Origin of the sequence: Streptomyces sp. NPDC058221, from assembly GCF_042882365.1 — a bacterium.
In the GTDB taxonomy this organism is placed as follows: Bacteria; Actinomycetota; Actinomycetes; order Streptomycetales; family Streptomycetaceae; genus Streptomyces.
The window spans coordinates 20,656-37,505 of record NZ_JBHVWF010000079.1 but is presented as its reverse complement, the minus strand read 5'-3'; the positions used below and the strand labels follow the sequence as shown (position 1 = coordinate 37,505).

Genomic DNA, 16,850 nt, shown 5'->3' with positions numbered 1-16,850 from the left:
CCCCTACCGGGGTACGGGCCCCACGTGCGTCCGCGCGCCCCCTCCCCGGTTGTCCACATCCAGAGGGGGACGCCTGCGCCCACCCGTCGCCCGGCCGCCACCCCTCAAGGAGCCTTCGGCGCTTGCACTCAACGGGGTCGAGTGCTAATCATTGGCGTTAGCACTCTCCGGGTGAGAGTGACAGAAACTTGGACCGGGCCGGTGAGGCCCGCAGGTCTGCCGGGGCAAGGAACCGGCAGACACGCAGGCCGTCCGTCGCGGGCGCCTCTCGGTCCGGAGAAATCCACCCCTGTCCGGGAGGACCACTTCATATGGCCAAGATCATCGCGTTCGACGAGGAGGCCCGGCGCGGTCTTGAGCGCGGCATGAACCAGCTCGCCGACGCCGTCAAGGTCACCCTCGGCCCCAAGGGCCGCAACGTCGTCCTTGAGAAGAAGTGGGGCGCCCCCACGATCACCAACGATGGTGTTTCCATCGCCAAGGAGATCGAGCTGGAGGACCCGTACGAGAAGATCGGTGCGGAGCTGGTCAAGGAGGTCGCCAAGAAGACGGACGACGTCGCCGGCGACGGTACGACCACCGCCACCGTTCTCGCTCAGGCGCTCGTCCGCGAGGGCCTTCGCAACGTGGCCGCGGGTGCGAACCCGATGGCTCTCAAGCGGGGCATCGAGAAGGCCGTCGAGGCCGTCTCCGCCGCCCTCCTGGAGCAGGCCAAGGACGTGGAGACCAAGGAGCAGATCGCTTCGACGGCCTCCATCTCCGCCGCCGACACCCAGATCGGCGAGCTCATCGCCGAGGCCATGGACAAGGTCGGCAAGGAAGGCGTCATCACCGTCGAGGAGTCCCAGACCTTCGGTCTGGAGCTCGAGCTCACCGAGGGTATGCGCTTCGACAAGGGCTACATCTCGGCGTACTTCGCCACGGACATGGAGCGCATGGAGTCGTCCCTGGACGACCCGTACATCCTGATCGTGAACTCGAAGATCAGCAACGTGAAGGACCTCCTTCCGCTGCTGGAGAAGGTCATGCAGTCCGGCAAGCCGCTGCTGATCATCGCCGAGGACGTCGAGGGCGAGGCCCTGTCGACCCTGGTCGTCAACAAGATCCGTGGCACCTTCAAGTCCGTTGCCGTCAAGGCCCCGGGCTTCGGTGACCGCCGCAAGGCCATGCTCGGCGACATCGCCATCCTCACCGGTGGCACCGTCGTCTCCGAGGAGGTCGGCCTCAAGCTGGAGAACGCCGGGCTCGACCTGCTCGGCCGCGCCCGCAAGGTCGTCATCACCAAGGACGAGACGACGATCGTCGACGGCGCCGGTGACAGCGACCAGGTCCAGGGCCGCGTCAACCAGATCCGTGCCGAGATCGAGAACTCCGACTCGGACTACGACCGCGAGAAGCTCCAGGAGCGCCTCGCGAAGCTGGCCGGCGGCGTGGCCGTCATCAAGGCCGGTGCCGCGACCGAGGTCGAGCTCAAGGAGCGCAAGCACCGCATCGAGGACGCGGTGCGCAACGCCAAGGCCGCCGTCGAGGAGGGCATCGTCGCCGGTGGTGGCGTGGCTCTGCTCCAGGCCTCGGCCGTCTTCGAGAAGCTCGAGCTCTCGGGTGACGAGGCGACCGGCGCCAACGCCGTCAAGCTGGCGCTGGAGGCCCCGCTCAAGCAGATCGCCGTCAACGGTGGTCTCGAGGGCGGCGTCGTCACCGAGAAGGTGCGCAACCTGCCGATCGGTCACGGCCTCAACGCCGCGACCGGCGAGTACGTCGACATGATCGCCGAGGGCATCATCGACCCGGCGAAGGTCACGCGCTCCGCCCTGCAGAACGCCGCGTCCATCGCCGCGCTCTTCCTCACCACCGAGGCCGTCATCGCCGACAAGCCGGAGAAGGCCGCTCCGGCGGGCGCTCCGGGCGGCATGCCGGGCGGTGACATGGACTTCTGATCCTGACGGATCGGTAGTTCCTGCACAGCTGTACACGACACCGGCCCCCGGGGATCCGTCCCCGGGGGCCGGTGTCGTTCCCGTCCGCTACGGCGTGAACACCATCTCCGGGAAGCGGGCCGACGGGCCGTCCAGCAGATGGTCGTCGTGCCCGCGCAGCCACCGGCCGAAGAACGACGCCGCATACGCCCGGCTCGCGGCAGCCGCCCGCTCCGGCCGTACGGTCCCGACCGCCGCCGCCAGGCCGCCGTCGGGCTCAGCGCCCTGCCGGGCCAGCTGCGGCAGCAGCAGCTCCGCGTCGGTGTACGAGGCGTGGCGCGAGCCGGTCAGCGTGACGTTCGCCTTCCAGCCGTGGGTGTTGCGCCAGAACGCCGCCCAGGACGGCTGGTGGTGGTAGTCGCCGGACCCCTCGGCGTCCGTGCCCATCAGCAGCAGCGGTCGGTCAAGACCCTCCAGCGCCACCGTGCTCAGCCGGGTGCCGTCCGGCAGCTCCCCGCCCACGTAGTCCATCTCCCCGTCCATGTTGATGCCGGCCAGGATCCGCCGGTCGTCGTGCATCGTCTGGGCCGCGGTGAAGCCGCCCGCGGAGTGGCCGAACATGCCGGTCCGGCGGAGATCGAGTACGTCCCCGAAGCGCGTCCGGTTCAGTTCCGGGAGCCGATCCAGCACGAACCGGGTGTCGGCGACCCGAACCGCCACGACCTTCCGCAGCACGGCACTGATCGCGTCCGGGTCGGTGGGCGGCGCCCCCTCGAAGATCCGCATGGTGGCCAGGCGCCCGCCGGGGAGCTCCACCTCGGTCGCCTCGTAGGTGTGGTCGATCGTGACGACCGCGTACCCGTGGCTCGCCAGGTCGTCCACCAGGACGGTGTTCCAGGTGCGCGGGTCGCCGAGCCCGCCGGAGTACAGCACGACGGGCAGCCGGCCGGCCCGCGGGTCCACGGGTGCGTCGCGGCGGGCGTGGCTGAGTGTGGCCGCCCAGTCGACGCTGTCCGGCGCCATCCCCAGGTTCAGGACGGCGGCCCCCTCCGCGCCGCCGAAGTGGGCGGCCGCGGCGGCCGTCATCTGCGGCTCCCGGCGCCCGGATCCGCCGGGCGCGGCCGGGTAGCGGACGGTGATCATGAGCTCGCGGCGCGCGGTGCCGTCCGGCAGCCACGGTTCGGTGCGCGCCGGGTCGACGAGGTGCAGGACGGTGGAGCCGACCTCGAACGGGCCGGTGGGCCGGGGCAGCCGGGCGGCCGGCAGGGCGGTACGCGTCCGGCGGCCCCCGGCCGCGAACGACGGCACCGCCCCGGTGGCCAGCAGGGCCGCCGCGGCCAGGCCGGTGGCGAGCACCCGCCGGCGGCTGTGGGTATGCCTGTGGGCGTGAGTACGCGTACGCGGGACTGCTGCGGGCACCTGGGACTCCCCCGTTCGGGCGGCACGGCACGCGGTGTGGACCGCGCGGTGTGCGGCGGACGTTGCGAATGCCTCCACGATGCCCCGCGCGGCCCTCCCGGCGCGTGATACCCGAGTCCTCATTCGTCGGCGTGGCGCCTGGCACCCGGGTATGAGACCGGGTGTCAGCCCAGGGCGGCCAGTACGTCGGTGACCTTGCCGCTGAACACGGGCGCGTTGGCGGCGCCGTTGGACTGGGTCCCCACCACGCGTACGGGTGCCGAGCCCGTGCAGCTGACCGTGAGGTTCGACAGGGTGCAGCCGGACAGCAGCCAGCCGGTGCCCGCGAGGTCGGTTGCCTCGATGTCCGTGTACCAGAGCGTGTTGCCGGTGAAGGTGGGCGGCAGCAGACCGTTCACGACGATGCCCGGGCCCGGGTCGAGTGCCGAACCGCCCACCGGGAAGGCGGCGTTGGCGCTCCACAGCGCCTTCGCGCCGCCGTTGGAGTGGTTGAACGTGTTGCCGCTCAGGGTCCCGTGGTTCCAGTTGTCCGAGGTGAGGGACCCGTACGGACTGGTGCGGGCGTAGGAGTAGTAGGCGCCGTAACAGCCCATCACCGAGTTGTCGTTGACCGTCCAGTTGCCCGACGAGTTCCAGATGGCGAGCCGGCAGTAGGAGAAGGTGCTGTCGCTGAGGATCGAGTACTCGCAGCGGTCGGCGATCGATACGCCGAAGTAGCAGCGGTTGAAGGTGTTGCCCCGCAGTTTGGACCGGTAGGCGAAGTAGTCGTCGCCCGCCGACCCGGTGACCACGATGCCCGCCCCACGCCAGTGGGTGAAGTCGCAGTCGAGGACACGGGAGTTGGTGCAGCGGTCCAGCCGCAGGCCGACGTGTCCGAAGGAGGCCGCCGAGCCCAGCGGGTCGGCGGTCCTGCCCAGGAAGGTGATGCCGGTGAGGGTGATGTCGCTCCTGCTCGTGGCGCGCAGCGCACCGACCGTGTCTCCGGTGACGGTGACGGTCGCGCCGTTGCCCACGATCCGGCAGCCGTCGGGCAGCTCGACCGTGGTGGACAGGGTGTACGTGGCGCCGGGTACCAGCTGGACCTGCGGCGTCGCGGCCAGTACGGACGCCCAGTCGGCGCCCACGGCCAGCACCGGGAGGCCCGTCGCCGCCGTCGCGGCGTCTGCGGGGGCGGCGGCCAGGGCGGTCACGGTGCCTGCTGCCGCGACGGCCGCCAGGGCTCTGCGAGTGAGCGACGGTCCGCCCGATGCCGGATTCATCTCTGTCCCAACTCCTCTGCTTCGTGCGGTGCGTGGCGCGGGAGAGCGCAACATCGGACGAAGGACGTCAGACGTCATCTGTTAAGTGGTCGAGACCTTAGAAGTGGGCACACCGAGGCGTCAATAGCCGGCGAGGGGGCCGCCGTCCGCCCGACCGCGCTCGCGGCCGCCGGACGGCGACCCGGGGACTCCGCCTACCAGGGCAGGGTGCCCTCGGCGTCGAAGTAGCCGCCGGTCGGGCCGTCGGGGCCCACCTGCGCCATCCGCACAATGATCTCGGCGCCCTGCTCGACGGTCTGGACGCCGGTGTTCCCGTTCAGGTCGGTCCGCGTGAAGCCGGGCTCCACCGCGTTGATCCTCATCTGCGGGAACGCCTTCGCGTACTGCACGGTGACCATGTTGACCGCGCTCTTCGACGCCGGGTAGGCGACCCCCGGGTACGCGTACCCGGGGGAGTCCGGCCGACTGGCGGCTGTCAACGAGGCCAGGCCGCTGCTCAGATTGACCACGACCGGGGCCGCGGAACGCCGCAGCAGCGGCAGGAACGCGTGGGTGACGCGGACCGTGCCGAAGACGTTCGTCTCGAAGGTCTGCCGCATCAGGTCGGCCGTCACCTCCGCCGGGCCGATCACGGTGTTGTCCTCGCCGCGCTCCTCGATACCGGCGTTGTTGATCAGTACGTCAAGCCCTCCGTCCGCCTCGATGGCGGCCGCCGCTGCCTGCACGGACGCCTCGTCCGTGACATCCAGCGGCACCGTCCGGGCGCCGAGCTGCTCGGCGGCACGGCGTCCGCGTTCCGCGTCCCGGCTGCCGATCCAGACGGTGTGGCCGGCGGCGACGAGCCGGCGGGCGGTCTCGAAGCCGAGACCCTTGTTCGCTCCGGTGATCAGTGTTGCTGTCATGCCTCCACGATGCGGCGGGGCGGTAGGGGCTGCCAGGCGTCCCGTCTTCCTGGGACCACCGGTACCAGGAAGAACCGGGCCGGGCGGTGCACAGTGGTGCCATGGCGACGACGGAGTTCGGGCACACGGTGCGGCGCTGGCGCGACCGGGTCTCCCCGGAGGCGGCCGGGCTGCCCGTGGGCGGCCACCGGCGGGCGGCCGGGCTGCGCCGCGAGGAGCTGGCCCTGCTCGCCGGGATCTCGGTCGACTACGTGACCCGCCTGGAACAGGGCCGGGCGGTCAACCCGTCGGAACAGGTCGTCGAGGCGCTGGGCCGGGCCCTGCGGCTCTCCGGGGCCGAGCGCGAGCACCTGTTCCACGTCGCCGGGCTCATGCCGCCGGGCCGGGGCACCGTGCCCGCCTACATCACGCCGAGCGTGCAGCGGATGCTGGACCGGCTGACCGGGACGCCCGTGGCCGTCTCGGACGCGACATGGACGCTGCTGCTGGCCAACCCGATGTACGTGGCGCTGATGGGCGAATACCGGGGCAACGAGCGCAACGCGGTGTGGCGCCACTTCCTCGGCTCGGGCAGCCGCGTCCGCCACACAAAGGAGTCTCTGGAGGCGCTGGAGTCCGCGCAGGTCTCCGGGCTGCGCGCGACGGCGAGCCGCTATCCGGCGGACCAGCGGCTGCGCAGGCTGGTCGCCGAAATGCGCGCGAACAGCGAACGGTTCGCCGAGCTGTGGGACTCCGGCACCGTCGGCCGGCACGAGGCGTCCCGCAAGACCATCGACCACCCGCAGGTGGGCGCCCTGACGCTGGACTGCGATGTGCTCAGCGTCGCGGGCAGCGATCTGCGCATCATGATCTACACGGCGGAGCCGGGCACCGAGGACGCGGAACGCCTGGAGCTGCTGGCCGTCGTCGGCACCCAGAAGCTCGCGTCACGGCCGGCGTGACGCGGCGTACCGGGGGCCGGCGCGGAGTGCCGCGGGCTGACGCGGCGTACCGCAGCCGGATCGCCCCTCCGGCTGCCCGTCAGTGCCGTCACCCGTCAGTGCCCGGCGGTGAGTTCGCCGCTGAGCGTCTTGTGCAGGTCGGCGCTGGGCCGGTTCAGGCCGACGATCTCGACGCTCTTGCCGCGCTGGGCGTACTTGGTCTCGATCGCGTCCAGGGCCGCCACCGACGAGGCGTCCCAGACATGGGTGGCGGACAGATCGATGACGACCTTGTCCGGATCGCCGGCGTAGTCGAACCGGGTGACCAGTTCGTTGGAGGAGGCGAAGAAGAGCTCGCCGGTGACGGAGTAGACGACCTGGCCGCCGTCGGGGTCGGTGACGGATGTGACGTCGACCAGGTGCGCGACGCGCTTGGCGAAGATCACCATGGCGGTGACCGAGCCGACGACGACGCCGATGGCGAGGTTGGAGGTCGCCACCACGATGGCGACGGTGATGACCATGACCGTGATCTCACCGGCGGGCATCCGCCTGAGCGTCCTGGGGGCGATGGAGTGCCAGTCGAACGTCGCGAAGCACACCATCACCATCACCGCGACGAGGGCGGCCATCGGGATGTCGGAGACGACCGGGCCGAAGACCACGCACAGCACCAGCAGGAAGGTGCCGGCCAGGAAGGTGGACAGCCGGGTGCGGGCGCCGGAGACCCGTACGTTGATCATCGTCTGGCCGATCATGGCGCAGCCGCCCATACCGCCGAAGAACCCGGTGACGATGTTGGCGATGCCCTGCCCGACCGACTCGCGCGTCTTGTTGGAACGGGTGTCGGTGATGTCGTCGACGAGCTTCGCCGTCATCAGCGACTCCATGAGACCGACCAGCGCCATGGCGAGGGCGTACGGAGCGACGGTGGTCAGCGTGTCGAGCGTGAACGGCACGTCGGGCAGGCCGGGGACCGGCAGCGATGAGGGCAGCTCGCCCTTGTCGCCGACGGTCGGCACCGCGATCCCGGCCGCGACGGTGATCACGGTGAGGGTGACGATGGAGACGAGCGGTGCCGGGATCACCTTGGTGACCTTCGGGAAGAACACCATCAGCAGCAGCCCGCCGGCGATGAGCGGGTAGACGGCCCAGGGCACGTCGTGCATCTCGGGCACCTGCGCCAGGAAGATCAGGACGGCGAGCGCGTTGACGAAGCCGACCATCACCGAGCGCGGCACGAACCGCATCAGCTTCGCCACCCCGAGCGCTCCCAGGACGATCTGGAAGACACCGGCCAGCATCACGGCCGCGACGAGATAGCCGAAGCCGTGCTCGCGGTTGAGCGGGGCGATCACCAGGGCGACGGCACCGGTCGCGGCGGAGATCATCGCGCGCCGGCCGCCGACGACCGAGATCGTCACGGCCATCGTGAACGAGGCGAACAGGCCGATCGCCGGGTCGACCCCGGCGATGATCGAGAAGGAGATCGCCTCGGGGATCAGCGCGAGCCCGACGACGAGGCCGGCGAGGATCTCCGTGCGCCACACCTTCGGGTCGGAGAACCAGTCGGGCTTGAGGCCGCGCAGCCGGGCGGCGGCGGACACAGCTGTGGGAGCAGACAAGAGAGCCAGTACCTGTTCGTGGTCGGGCACGCCGGGCGTCACCGGTGCGTGCGAGAAGATGAAGACGCGGAAGGGCTGCGCCGGCCTTCCGCGAACCTGCGTACGTGGGTGCAGGCGGCGGCTGCGCGAGTCGCCGTGGGCGGGCGCGCGCCGTCGGGACGGCTTGGAACCGGCCCCGCCGATCCTTTACTCTACCCTAACGTTAGGGTAGAGATCGGCGCCGGCCACCTGTGGCCCCGGTGACACAAGGACGAAGGGGCGCCCGCGTGAGCGAGCACATGCAGATCGGCGAGGTCGCCTCGCGCACGGAGCTGTCGCTGCGCACGATCCGGCACTACGAGGAGACCGGCCTGGTCATCCCCTCCGCCCGCTCCCAGGGCGGCTTCCGTCTCTACACCGAGGCCGATGTCGCGCGCCTGATGGTCATCCGCCGGATGAAGCCGCTCGGCTTCACGCTGGACGAGATGCGCGACCTGCTGGATGCCACCGACCGCCTCGATGCGGCGGACCCGGCGGCCGAGGGTGACGGGCGCGCAGAGCTTCTGCGCCGAGTGCGGGAGTACGAGCAGGCGGCGGTCGAGAAGATCGAGGAGCTGCGCGTACAGCTGGCCCGCGCCGAGGACTTCGCGGCAACGCTCCGCAACCGGCTTCAGCGGTAGGCCCGTTCGGCCCGCAGGGTGCGAACCGAGGCTCAGCGGTCGGCGCTGCCCGGCGGGACGACCCATTCGGCGGGCTGGCCGGTGAGGGACGCGATCATGTCGAAGTCGCCGTCGTAGTGGAGGACCGTCAACCGGTTCAGCTCCGCGGTGGCTGCGATCAGGAGGTCCGGGAGCGAGAGGGCGCGGTGGAAGCCGGCGTTGAGCGCGTGACGCTGGACCTCCAGTGCGCGGGTGAAGGTGTCGTCCGAGCTGTGCACGTAATCGAAGGCGTGGAGCCACGTGCTGATCCGCGTGGCCTCCGAGCCGTCCCGGGCCGAGTGGACCATTTCGTACTCGGTGGGCCGGCAGACGGCAAGCAGATACCGCTCGTGAAGCGGCTTGAGTGCCTTCCTGACGCCGGGCTTCGTCCAGCGGGCGAGGGCGGACTTGTCGATCAGGTAGCGATCCTGCATCAGGCGGCCCGGCCGCCGTCGCGCTTGAGGGTTCCGTCGCTGTTACGGGGGCCGGTGCTCTCGACGATCTCGCTGAAGTCGAGCTCGCCGGCGTCCATGGCGTCGAACCCCTCCTGTCGCAGATGGCGCTTGACGGTGTCCTCCATGGCGAGGCGTACGGCCTGGGCCTTCGTCTTGGTGCCGAAGATGCGCATCGCCTCGGCCACCATGGCCTCGTCGAGGTCTATGACTGTCCTGGCCACCATGGCCTCCTTGAGTGCTGGGACAACGTAAACGATATCACTTGCAACAAATAAACGATATCGTTTGGGCTTCGGCTGTCCGCTTCGCCGGGTCACGGGTAGGCCCGATCGGCCCTCGGCACCAGCCCCGCCCGTACCGCGCTCATCCGCGCCCGCACGCCCTGTACGGGTACGGCGCCCACCGGGCCGTTGGAGGCGGCGGCGTCGGGCTTGCCCCGGCAGTTGCCGCACAACCCGCCCGGCATTGCCTCCGCACTGCCGGGCGCCCGGCACTCGCTGCACTCCAGGGTCCGCAGCACGATCTGACGGGCGGCCGGGGGAGTCATGCGCGCTGGCGGCAGCTTGTCCCGCAGCCGCCTGCGGACGAGCGCGGCGGCGTGGTGGACGCGTGCCGGGAGGCCCTCGGTCAGGGCGTGCAGGATCTCCGCCTCGGTGGCGCCGAGTTCGAACCACTCGCTGACCTGTGGTTCCAGCGCGGCACAGTCCGCCTGCGAGAGCGTGAGCGTGGGCGTGTGGCGCCCGAGGGCGGCGAGCAGGATGAACGAGCGGGAGCGGGTGGGGCGTTGGGGTGCCCGCTCCTGGGGTGCGTCGCCCCGGGTGAAGGCGTCCCACCAGTCGTCGTCGCGTGAGGTGCGGGAGAAGAACGTCCGGGTGACCCAGATCAGGGCCTCGTCGGTGGCGACGCACTCGCTGCCCCGGCGCAGATGGCCCGCTTCCTGGAGCCGGTTGAGCGTGGTCCGCAGGGCGCACTGGCCGTACGGGAGGGCCTTGGCGAGCGTCTTCACGGAGATGTCGGCGCCGTCGCACAGGCCGTCGATGTAGGCGGCGATGGCGGCGTCGCGGGGACGGAGGTGTACGAAATCGTTGCCGCTGCGGGGGCGTTGGCCGGGGGCCGAACGCTTGCCGTACCCGGGATTGGCCATCGGGTGGTCGAGCGTGGGCAGCGGCACGGACTGGGGAGCGGGGGCAGCACTAAGCTGATTGACAGCCATGAGATCGATGTTGCCTTGCGATCGAAGTGGTCAGGCCCCTGCTCGGTGTTTCCGCACCGGCGGGGGCCGTCGTGTCCCGGCTGACGCTAGAGCGCGATCACCCTCCGTGGCAAGTCGGTCGCGAAAAGTCAACCCGCCGGGCAGGGAGGGTGGGTGGGAATTCAATCCCTCCACCCATTCCGCTGAAAGAGCGCTCGGATCTCGGGGCTTGAGCTCCGAGGAGACCCTCGCGCGGCAACTGGCAGGTGGTAGCGAGCGATTGGCGTCACCAGGGCAGCGGTTCGGGTCGCCGGTACCACCACCAGCCCAGGTCCCCGCTCGGTGCCTGCGGGCCCGGGAGTAGCGCGATCAGCGAGCCCTGCGGGTCCTCCATGGTGAGGCGGGCATAGGTGCTGTCCAGCTGCTGAAGCCCCTGCCGGAGGGTGGCCACGGCGTCAGGGGGAAGCGTGTCGGGGATGGTCGTCAGTCTGTCTCGCGCGGCCAGCCGTTCCTGGTAGATGTCCGGGGGGCACCAACCCGAACCGGCCCACCCCGATGCCATGTGGGTGACGAGCATTTCCCATGCCCCCAGACAGTCCGAGAATTTCCACTCCAGGCCTAGCTGGGATAGGAAATGTGCAGGCATATTCTTGCGGAAGCTGTCTGTGACCGGAGTGGGGATCCTCAACTCCCGGACAACCTCCGGAATCCTCATCACCTTTGCGTTCGGCAGTTGTCGAATTGGGACTTCTACGGCATCAACCGAATAGACGGGGACTTCTTCGTCGGATTCGTAGAGGCGTACCCGCGTGATGTTGCCTTCAGGGGTGGCCGCCCAGTAGGCGCTCGGTGGAAACGACTCGGCGGGGAAGAGCACCACCAGCCCGGTCGCTGTGGCGATGTGCTGAGCCAGCGCCGACTCCGAGGGAGGGGTGGGAACAAACTCCTGCGCATAGACGTCCAACTCCCAAGAGAGGTCTCCGTGAAGGGCGTCATACTGGCATGAGACGGCGGCTTCCCAGTTCCTCAGGTCGGGGTCACCGAAGCGGTCGGCTACATCCACATCCGCGGCGTTCACGTCAAAGGCTGATGCCAGAACGGTTACCAATGTGCGCGGTTCCATCGCGCCGGCAACCAGCAGGTTATACATCATGGAATGATCCCATTGTAGATCTTCAAGGCCTTTTGAATGGCTTCCGGGTTTCGCACAAAATTCGGATCCCTCGCGAGCTGTGGAGCCGCTGAAATATCGCCGCGAGCTCGGACGATCTGCCTCAAGGCTCCGTATTCAACTCGGTTCAGATTGACTATGTTTGGGCCGCTGTCGGGAAAAACGGTACCGCTGTCTTCTATCACGTAAGTGCGGCCATTTATCTCGTAGCGTGACAGAATCGTGTGCCATTTGGCTCGGCCTGCCGCGATACTCTCGATGTCCTGTGCGACCTCTCCTTCATGGCCACGCATGATGACGCTGTTCTTGGCCTTGGGTGTGCCAGTGCCTGAACCCGAGACGGTATGCCGAGAATGAGGAAAACGCAGCTCTTTCCCTGCAGCAGGGCCTTCGATATCGTCCCGTGCCTGCCACTTCCCCCTTCTTGAGGTTGATCCGGAACCCTTTCCGCTGGATCCGGACGGGGTGGTCTCGCTCCAGCCACTCCCCTGACTGCCCGCCGCCATGAGGACGATCCCGGCACTGCCCAGCAGGGCGGCGTTGATGGCGGCTTCGGCGGTAATTCCAGCCACGGCACTGCCTCCGGCCAGCGCACTGCCTCCGGCCATGGCCAGGCCGGCGCCCGGCGGGAAGAGAGCGGCAAGGGATATGAGGAGGAGCAGGAGGCCGATCCAGAACGCTGCTTGGTCGAGTGCCTCCAGGAGGTGTGCGGTGGGGGCCAGGGTGCCGGTGGGGTCGGCATTGCCGAAGCCCCGGTAGAGGAGATACGTCCCGGTGGCGGCGGAGCCGAGGGCGGTGGTGATGCGGAAGCGGTGGAGAGCCAGGTGTTCACCGATGGGCTGAGCGGCCGTGGCTCGCCAGGTGCGTAGCAGGGCGGTGAGTTGCCAGGCGATCCAGGCCAGGGCCGCCATCGCGCAGTAGAGCAGAATGCGTGGGCGCGGACCGGTGGAGATGTAGTGCTGGAGGTCGGCTTGGGAGTGGAAGGAGCCAATGCCGAGGAAGGCCAGGGAGGGGAGGGTGAGCAGGCACGGGATGAGGAGCAGCCATCGGCGACGCCCGGCGCGGGTCCGAGCTTGGCGCAGCAAGCCGCGGATATCGAGGTCTTTCCATGCATCCGCATGGTCGGAGGCGTCGATGCGGGCTGCGATTCGTGCGGTGAGACGGACCAGCTCTTCGGTGGCTCCGCTTGAGGGTTGGGCGGTCGGGTGGTGCAGGGGCGCTGCGGACTGCACCTGATGGGAGGCGGGGTGCGGGTCTTCTGGGGGTGGGGGCTGGGTGGAGGCGTAGCAGAGGGCGCGGCGTAGGCGGATGAAGCGGAGCGCGATCAGCAGGGTCCAGGGCGGTCGCCAGGCGGCGTAACGTACTAATGCGGACGCGCTATCGCCGTCGAGACGTTCAGTGGCCAGCAATACGCCAGGTATGAGGCGTTTGCCGCGGTGAAGCCGGCGCAGGTCCACGAGCATCGCTGCGGCCAGACAGAGGAGCGGCATCATCCACGCCTTGGCATCCAGCGTCTCCAGCCAGTGCAGCGCGTCAGTGGATTCATTGTGCTGGGCCGCGTAGTTATTGAGCGTGTGATAGGCGACAGCGGCCCCGATCGGCACGACTGACAGCAGGCGCTGCCAGCCGTGGCCGCGCAGGAGCACGCCAATACCCAGGGCGGCCATGGCTGTCCACACGAGGTGCGAGAACGTAGCCGAGGCCGATGCCTGTCCCATCTCGACGGTGGCGAACGGGGCCGGTAGCCAACTGGTGAACACCTGGTTCGGGCCTGGTACATAGGGCGGGGAGAAGCCGTCGGGAATCACCCAGCCACCACCCGGTCGCGGGATTGCCCGCTTGGCCTCGCCGCCGAACCGCAGCAACGCCTCCAGTAGTCCGAACCCGGCACCGACTGCGGATCCGAGCACCACGAAGTCGGTCAGCCCCCACTGTCGGCGCACCTTGGCATACAGGCCGGCCAACAACAGCGGGCTCAGCTTGAGCAGTTCCTCCACCCATGGCGCCACGGTGTAGCTGGTTGTGTTGACGACTTCGTCCAACGGGCGGCCGGACTGGGCCGAGTACACGTGCGTGTATGCCACCTCGACCAGCGCCGTTACGGTGCCGCACCCGTAGATCCCGACCATCAGAGCGAGCAGCACCGTCGATACCCGTACTGAGCGTGTTGGCCACGTAAGCGCGAACAGTTGCAGCACGCCCCACACTGCCGCTGCGGCCATCAATACGGCCACGGCCCCCCCGTTCGTCGACACCCGAGCCTCAGCATAGATCTTCATTCGCAATTGCGAACGAAATAATATGACTGAAGTGTCGGGGTGGCAAGAGGGTGCGGAAACTGTCGCGCGTCCCGAAGGTGTCCATGTGGAAGCGCAGTTCGCCTCAAGGCGCCGGGGAGAATCTCGTTACCCCGCCTTGGTCATGGGGTGCTGCGCAGGTTGAGGATTGCTCCGGGGTGGGTGTGAGCGCGTCGGTCATTGGCGGTGTTGGTCCAGTCGGCCCGGGTCGAGGCCTGAGCGGGTCCGATCGCACAAGGCGCTCATGACGGCCGGGGTGCAATGAGTGCCTGACAGCTACCCATGCCTTGCTGTGGGCATGGCTGCCTTGTTTCGTCGGCATAGCTGGAGGCGGTGCCCGGCGGCAGGCCCTACTGCCGTGTCCGCTGGGCTTCGCTCGCGGCGTTGCGAACCGCCGGCAGGCTCACTACCCGAGGGTGGGGATTCGTTCCCTCCGCCCATTCCGCTGAAAGAGCGCTCGGATCTCGGGGCTTGAGCTCCGAGGCGGGACGGGGCCTTGGGCGGGACCCGCCGTCCCGGCGCCAACTGGTCCTCGGACGCGGCGCTTGAGCCCCAGGGCGGGCGCAATCGGCCTCATCGGGGCCGACTGCCAGCGCACGCGGGCGGGTGTGTGCGTACGTGCACGCTCCAACGATCGAGGGAACTCCGCAGCCGGGGAGATTGGCGGGCTCGATTGCTGCGGAAGCTTCGGGTCGGGGGCCCATTCACGGACTCCACCGAGCCGAAGGAGTGCTGAACATGTTGAGGAACACACTGCTGGCCGCTGCCGCTGTCGGAACGCTGGCCCTCGGACTGTCGGCCGGGGGAACGGCCGGTGCCCAGGAGGCCGGCGCGCCACCTGCCAACGGCTGCCGTGCCAACAGCCACGGGACCACCGACTGTTACGTCTACCCCAGTGGCGGCGCTCCTTCGTTCCACACGGGCAACGTGCCGGCCGGTCACATCAACCACGGCTGGAACTACTTCTACTGCCAGGCCGTCGGCTCCACGGTGACGTACGGCGGACACCACAACAAGTGGTGGGCCAAGACCGATGACGACTCCGGCAACAAGAATGTCTGGGTCAACGTGGTCTACCTGTCGGGTGGCGCGGACGACCAGCGCGTGCCGGGCCTGCGCGACTGCTAGCGCCTCAGCAGGAGGCATTCGTCCCGTCGCGATGCCCGGCACGCGACGGGGCGAACCCTGTCTGCCGACGGCGGTCCTCCCCTACTTGCCCGGCTCGGCCGGGCAGTCGAGGTCATGCGTCGGGCGGTGCCCGGTGGTCAGGAAAGCTGTCGCCGCGTCGTTCGCGCACGTGTTGCGGCCGTACGGATAGACGCCGTGCCCACCCTGGTCGGCGGTGACCATCCTGGCCCGCTGCCCGAACGCCTGCCGCAGCTTGCGGGCGCCTGCCAGCGGGGTCCCGGGGTCGCGCTCGTTCTGCACCAGGAGCACGTTCGACGGGCCCCGGTCACCGATGCGCACCGGCGGCTCCACCGGATTGCCCGGCCAGAAGGCGCACGGTCCGATACCGGCCGTGGACCCGCCGAGCATCGGGTACCTCACTCGGTCCACCGCGACGTTCCGCTGATACTCCCGGACCGTCCGCGGCCAGCGTGAATCCCCGCAGATCACGTAGAAGCGGCTCGACATGAGGTTCTCCATGCCCGACAACGGCGGACTGGGCACCGGCCGTCCGGCGTCGAGTGCCTGCCAGAACTCGGCCAGCTGGGGAATGGTCGCGTCGCTGTAGAGGCGGTCGAAGGTCAGGCCGCGGAACGCCGTCCCGTCGATGCCCTCGACCGGTTCGGCGTCCAGCCGCTTCGCGAGTTCGAAGAACTTCGCGGTGACCTGCTTCGGGGTGGTACCCAGGCCGTACTCGGGGTGTGCGGCGGCGAACGCCGCGAAGTCCGGGAAACGGTCCTGGAGGCCACGGGCGAACATCCGCATGGCCGTGACGTCGTAACCGCCGGGGCCCAGGCTGCTGTCGAGGACGAACCGGTCGCTGCGCCTCGGGAACAACGTCGTGTACACCGCACCGAGCTGGGTGCCGTAGGACGCACCGAGGTAGGAGATCTTCCGTTCGCCGAGCGCGGCCCTGATGCGGTCCATGTCGCGCGCGGTGTTGGCGGTGGTGGTGTGGGGCAGCATCCATGCCGTGCGCGAGGCGGCGCACTGATCGGCGATGGTCCGTGCGTTGCCGGCTTCCCGTGCGACGTCGGCCGGGCTGTGCGCGTAGGGCGCGAAGTTGCCGCGGGCCTGCTGCTCCGGCGTCAGATCACAGGTCACCGGGGCGCTGCGGCCCACCCCGCGCGGGTCGAAGCCGATCAAGTCGTAGGAGTCGAGGACCTTTTGCGGCATCCGGGCACCGGCGAGAACGGCGGGGAAACCGAGCCCCGGGCCTCCGGGGCCGCCCGGATTCGTCAGCAGTACGCCACGCCGCTGCGCCGGATTCCTGCTCGCGAGGCGGGAGACGGCGACCTTGATCTGCCGGCCGTCCGGATCCCGGTAGTCCAGGGGGACTTCGAGCGTCGAGCAGGTGAGCCGGGGTGCGGCGGCCTCCTTCGGGCACGGACCCCACCGCAGGGGGCCCGGCGTTGCCGGGGCAGCAGGTCCTGCCGGAATCAGGGTCGCCGCCAGGGTGGTGGCGGCAAGGGCGAGAGACAGGGGAATGTGCATCGGGTCTCCTCCTGGAAGGGGGCGCACAGGGGGTGCGCACGGTGCCGGAATGCCCGGCCGCCGCACGCCGGGCGACGGGCGCGATGCCTGCGGGCCGGGCCGGGCCGGGGCGGCCGGTGGGCCATCCGGACCCGGTGGAAGACGCCCACGGGTCAGGCCCGCAGGTCAGGCCCACAGGTCAGGTGTCCGTCTCGTGTCCTGTCGTCCGGGACGGGAACGGAACGAGTCTGTCCGTGTGGCGGGCTCCGGCACATCGCCCCAGCGGTCCGGCACGTCCCCGACGACAGGCGAGGCGGTCCTTCGACTTTGGTCCAGGGCGCATCCGCCCCCGGTCTGACTCCCCGGTCGCACCGCCT

Annotated in this window: 14 protein-coding genes; 4 read left to right on the top strand and 10 right to left on the bottom strand. The window is 69.4% G+C overall.

Features of this window, described 5'->3' with window-relative positions; translation table 11 throughout:
* Positions 1–311 precede the first annotated feature (311 nt).
* On the top strand, positions 312–1,937 hold the full coding sequence (groL, locus tag ACFVW8_RS23785; RefSeq protein WP_389693153.1) for a chaperonin GroEL: 1,626 nt from the start codon (positions 312–314) through the stop codon (positions 1,935–1,937).
* An 87-nt stretch (positions 1,938–2,024) separates the two neighbouring features.
* Here the strand turns inward: groL and ACFVW8_RS23780 are convergent, their stop codons facing one another.
* The 3 genes from ACFVW8_RS23780 to ACFVW8_RS23770 form a co-directional block, all read right to left on the bottom strand.
* Positions 2,025–3,335 (bottom strand): alpha/beta hydrolase family protein, encoded by a 1,311-nt coding sequence (locus tag ACFVW8_RS23780; RefSeq protein ID WP_389693151.1) that lies wholly within the window; start codon positions 3,333–3,335, stop codon positions 2,025–2,027.
* A 164-nt stretch (positions 3,336–3,499) separates the two neighbouring features.
* Entirely contained in the window at positions 3,500–4,594 is a 1,095-nt protein-coding gene (locus ACFVW8_RS23775) for a right-handed parallel beta-helix repeat-containing protein (RefSeq protein ID WP_389693149.1), read from the bottom strand.
* A gap of 194 nt (positions 4,595–4,788) precedes the next feature.
* Positions 4,789–5,496: an SDR family NAD(P)-dependent oxidoreductase gene (locus tag ACFVW8_RS23770; protein ID WP_389693147.1), complete on the bottom strand. Its 708-nt coding sequence runs from the start codon at positions 5,494–5,496 to the stop codon at positions 4,789–4,791.
* A 101-nt stretch (positions 5,497–5,597) separates the two neighbouring features.
* Here ACFVW8_RS23770 and ACFVW8_RS23765 point away from each other — a divergent pair, with 101 nt between their 5' ends.
* Positions 5,598–6,437 (top strand): helix-turn-helix transcriptional regulator, encoded by an 840-nt coding sequence (locus ACFVW8_RS23765; RefSeq protein WP_389693145.1) that lies wholly within the window; start codon positions 5,598–5,600, stop codon positions 6,435–6,437.
* A 95-nt stretch (positions 6,438–6,532) separates the two neighbouring features.
* Here ACFVW8_RS23765 and ACFVW8_RS23760 read toward each other — a convergent pair whose 3' ends face one another.
* Positions 6,533–8,041 carry a SulP family inorganic anion transporter gene (locus tag ACFVW8_RS23760; RefSeq protein WP_389693143.1) on the bottom strand — a complete coding sequence of 503 codons (1,509 nt, stop codon included), beginning with the start codon at positions 8,039–8,041 and terminating at the stop codon, positions 6,533–6,535.
* A gap of 278 nt (positions 8,042–8,319) precedes the next feature.
* Here ACFVW8_RS23760 and ACFVW8_RS23755 point away from each other — a divergent pair, with 278 nt between their 5' ends.
* A complete protein-coding gene (locus tag ACFVW8_RS23755; RefSeq protein WP_389693161.1) occupies positions 8,320–8,700 on the top strand; it encodes a MerR family transcriptional regulator in 381 nt (126 codons plus the stop codon).
* Positions 8,701–8,732: 32 nt separating this feature from the next.
* On the opposite strand, the gene ACFVW8_RS23750 is transcribed toward ACFVW8_RS23755, so the two are convergent.
* From ACFVW8_RS23750 to ACFVW8_RS23730, 5 genes are all read right to left on the bottom strand, one after another.
* Complete coding sequence (locus ACFVW8_RS23750) at positions 8,733–9,152, bottom strand: PIN domain nuclease (protein ID WP_389693141.1); 420 nt, start codon at positions 9,150–9,152, stop codon at positions 8,733–8,735.
* Positions 9,152–9,394, bottom strand: coding sequence for a type II toxin-antitoxin system VapB family antitoxin (locus tag ACFVW8_RS23745; protein WP_389693159.1), 243 nt, complete (start codon positions 9,392–9,394; stop codon positions 9,152–9,154). The genes ACFVW8_RS23750 and ACFVW8_RS23745 overlap by 1 nt, the downstream gene beginning before the upstream one ends.
* 92 nt (positions 9,395–9,486) lie before the next feature.
* A complete protein-coding gene (locus ACFVW8_RS23740; protein ID WP_389693139.1) occupies positions 9,487–10,386 on the bottom strand; it encodes a hypothetical protein in 900 nt (299 codons plus the stop codon).
* 265 nt (positions 10,387–10,651) lie between these two features.
* On the bottom strand, positions 10,652–11,515 hold the full coding sequence (locus tag ACFVW8_RS23735) for a hypothetical protein (RefSeq protein WP_389693137.1): 864 nt from the start codon (positions 11,513–11,515) through the stop codon (positions 10,652–10,654).
* Complete coding sequence (locus ACFVW8_RS23730; protein WP_389693135.1) at positions 11,515–13,815, bottom strand: PrsW family glutamic-type intramembrane protease; 2,301 nt, start codon at positions 13,813–13,815, stop codon at positions 11,515–11,517. The genes ACFVW8_RS23735 and ACFVW8_RS23730 overlap by 1 nt, the downstream gene beginning before the upstream one ends.
* Before the next feature lie 756 nt (positions 13,816–14,571).
* Between ACFVW8_RS23730 and ACFVW8_RS23725 the strand changes: the two genes are divergently transcribed.
* Complete coding sequence (locus ACFVW8_RS23725; RefSeq protein ID WP_389693133.1) at positions 14,572–14,961, top strand: hypothetical protein; 390 nt, start codon at positions 14,572–14,574, stop codon at positions 14,959–14,961.
* Between the two features lie 81 nt (positions 14,962–15,042).
* On the opposite strand, the gene ACFVW8_RS23720 is transcribed toward ACFVW8_RS23725, so the two are convergent.
* Positions 15,043–16,494 (bottom strand): alpha/beta hydrolase, encoded by a 1,452-nt coding sequence (locus ACFVW8_RS23720; protein WP_389693131.1) that lies wholly within the window; start codon positions 16,492–16,494, stop codon positions 15,043–15,045.
* Between the last annotated feature and the right edge of the window lie 356 nt (positions 16,495–16,850).